2 protein-coding genes are annotated in these 3,210 nt (G+C 66.0%); one reads left to right on the top strand and one right to left on the bottom strand.

The window, feature by feature from the left end:
- Positions 1-235: 235 nt before the first annotated feature.
- Complete coding sequence (locus tag E1258_RS31410) at positions 236-1,090, bottom strand: IS5 family transposase (RefSeq protein WP_132407464.1); 855 nt, start codon at positions 1,088-1,090, stop codon at positions 236-238.
- A 70-nt stretch (positions 1,091-1,160) separates the two neighbouring features.
- Here E1258_RS31410 and E1258_RS31405 point away from each other — a divergent pair.
- On the top strand, positions 1,161-3,210 hold a 2,050-nt coding region (locus E1258_RS31405; protein WP_305847284.1), incomplete at its 3' end, for an RHS repeat-associated core domain-containing protein.

Genomic DNA, 3,210 nt, shown 5'->3' with positions numbered 1-3,210 from the left:
TGACCACCCAGCGTCGCGAACCCATGACTACATCATCGGCCACCATCGCCACCCGAACCACATCGGACAGTCCAGTCCGACGGCAGACGTCGCACACCAGAAGCTGCCTTTTGGTGTTTACCGGTGTAGCCGCTCCTCACCGATGTTCCAATCACACGGCGCCGGGCTGGGCCACTGGGCCTGTCTCGCCAACGGTGTTTCCGGCGATCTTGGTTAGAGCGACCGGCAGTAGGTGTCACTTGAGTCGGCGGGTGGTGGGCCGGGTGTTCCAGCGGTAGAGGGTCCGTGCTCGTTGGATGAGTTGACGGATCGTGACGATGGTGGCGGCCAGGTACAGGTAGAAGTCGATGACCTGGGCGTTGCGGTCGGTGCAGCGGCGGATCTTGCCGAAGTCGTTCATCCACGAGTTCGTCCTCTCTACCACCCAGCGTTTGCCGACCTGGATCGGGGCGGGCACGCCCTTGCGGGCGATCTGCGCGTCGAAGCCGATCTCGTCGAGCAGCTCGCGGGTGCGTTTGCTGTCGTAGCCGCGGTCCAGGTGGGCGGTGACCTGCTGCGGCCAGTGATGACCGAGCTGGGCGCTGCACGCTTCGAAGGTGTCGCGCAGCAGCGGCGAGTCGTGCCGGTTGGCCGGGGCGCCGGCGATCCCGAGTGGGATGCCGTAGCCGTCGACGCCGGTCGAACGTTTCATCCCGCCTTTGCCACGGTCGACCGGGCAGCGGCCGGCCCGGTCACCGCCACACGGTGCCTTGGTGATCGCGCCGTCGGCGCTGACGTCGGCCAGGTCCAGGCCGATCATCCGGTCGTAGGCGTCCAGGGCCAGTTCGTGGAGTTGCTCGCCCAGGCCCGCCTCGGCCCACAGACGCAGACGCCGGCGGATCGTGCGATCCGAGCACTGGCCGGTGGCCACCCGTTCGTAGCCGGATCCGTAAACCAGAGCGGCGATGAGCAGCTCGTACACGACCCGATTCGGGATCCGGCGGCGGTGGCAGCCCAGGGGATGCGCCGGGTCGAACCCGGGTTGCTCGGGACACAGCACAGCGAACTGGACGAAGATCGGTTCGAGCAGCGATGATGGCAGCGCAGGCACGGGACTCCATCGGTTACAGAGCGTAGAGAACTCCGATGATCAATGGACCCGTGCCTGTTGCTGTCCCGGGGTGCCCGCCTGTCCGGATCTTGGACCTATTGCCGGTCGCTCTTACTGGAACAGCAGTCCGGTCGACCTCACCGAGATCCGCCTCGGCAACGACTACGACGTCCCCAGCCAGACCCAGACCCTCTTCGACGTCGCGGGACGACCGCTGCACTCTCTCCTGCTCGCCGGCCAGAACGGGCTCCAGGTTGAAAAGTCCCGCACCTCCATTACCTACCACGGAGACCACACCACCACCGAACCTGCCCAGGGCGAGGCGGCCATCACCACCTGGACCGACGTCCAGGGCCGCGTCGAGAAGCTCTGGCAGTACCACAGCCACACGGCGACCGGCACCTACGACGAAACCAGCTACACCTACCACCTTACCGGCCAGCTGAGCACCGTCGCGGACGCCTCGGGGAACACCTGGTCCTACACCTACGACATCCAGGGCCGCCCGGTCTCGGTCAACGACCCCGACCAGGGCACCTCCACCATGACGTACAACACGCACGGTGACCTGGAAAAGACCACCGACTCCCGGCCCGACACGCCGGACCTCTACTACACCTACGACCAGGTCGGCCGGCTCGAAACCCTCCGCGAGGCCAGCCTCACCGGCCAGAAACGCATCGGATACACCTACGACTCGCCGGCCAAGGGCCTCGTCAAGTCCGCCTCCCGGTTCATCGGCACCGACGAGTACCGCGACGAGACCGTCACCGTCGACAAGCTCTACCGGCCGACGCAAACCAAACTCACCCTCCCAGCCTCGCAGGCAGGCTTCTGCGGCATAGGAGCCACGACCTGCAGCTTCACCAACAAGGCCACGTTCAAGGCCAGCGGCGCGCTCAACAACCTCACGCTCCCCGCAGCCGGCGGACTGAGCCAAGAGATCCTCACCCACAAGTACGACACGACCTACGGCATGCCCAACCAGCTGGCCACCGACTACGGCGACGCCAGCTACTACGCCATCCAATCCGGCTACACCAGCCTGTTCGAACTCAACACCATCACTCGGGCCACCGCCCTGGCAGGCGCCAAGTTCCTCCAGTCCGCCACCTACTACGACGAAGCCACCGGCCGGGCCAAGAGCAGCTTGGTTGCCCGCTCAACGTCCCCGGGTCTGATCGCCAACATCGAGTACGCCTACGACCCCAGCGGCAACCTCAAGAAGATCGACGACAACCCCGGCAGCGGCACCCGCGACACCCAGTGCTTCACCTACGACCACCAACGCCGACTCACCCAAGCGTGGACACCCGAGTCCCATGACTGCGCCACGCCCCCGCAGAACGACCAGGAACTCGGAGGGCCGGCACCCTACTGGCAGCATTGGTCGTTCGGCGCGCCCACCGACCCGAAGGGCCGCATCGGGAACAGGCTGACCCAGACCGAGCGGGCCACCCCGACCGGAACCATCACCACCACCTACAACTACCCGAGCCCGCAAACCGCCCAACCCCACGCCCTGCTGGGCTGGAGCCGAACGGACAACACCGGCACCACCACCGGCTCGTACTCCTACGACAACGCCGGCAACATGACCAGCCGACCCGGCCCCTCCGGTCAACAAACGATGACCTGGGATGCCGAATGCCATCTGGCCACACTGACCGACAGCGCAGGCACCAACTCCTACATCTACGACGCCTCCGGCAACCGACTCATCGCCACCGACCCCACCAGCAGCACCCTGTTCCTCGACGGCCAAGAGGTCCGGCGAAACAACAGCACCGGCCAGGTCGACGCCACCCGCTACTACACCTTCAACGGCGAGACCATCGCCCAACGCACCGTCACCGGCCTCACCTGGCTCGCCAGCGACTACCAAGGAACCGCCCAGCTCAGCATCGCCACCGACACCAACCAGACCACCACCCAACGCAGACAAACCCCCTACGGCACACCCCGCGGACCACAGCCAACCTGGCCCAACCAACAGGGATTCCTCGGCGGCTTCAAAGACCCCACCGGCCTGACACACCTGGGCGCACGCGAGTACGACCCGACCATCGGCCGGTTCATCTCCGTCGACCCCATCAACGACCCCGGCAACCCCCGCCAAC

The organism is Micromonospora sp. KC207 (assembly GCF_004348615.1).
Lineage (GTDB): Bacteria > Actinomycetota > Actinomycetes > Mycobacteriales > Micromonosporaceae > Micromonospora.
The sequence above is the reverse complement of the archived record's forward strand: the minus strand, read 5'-3'. Positions and strand labels throughout refer to the sequence as shown.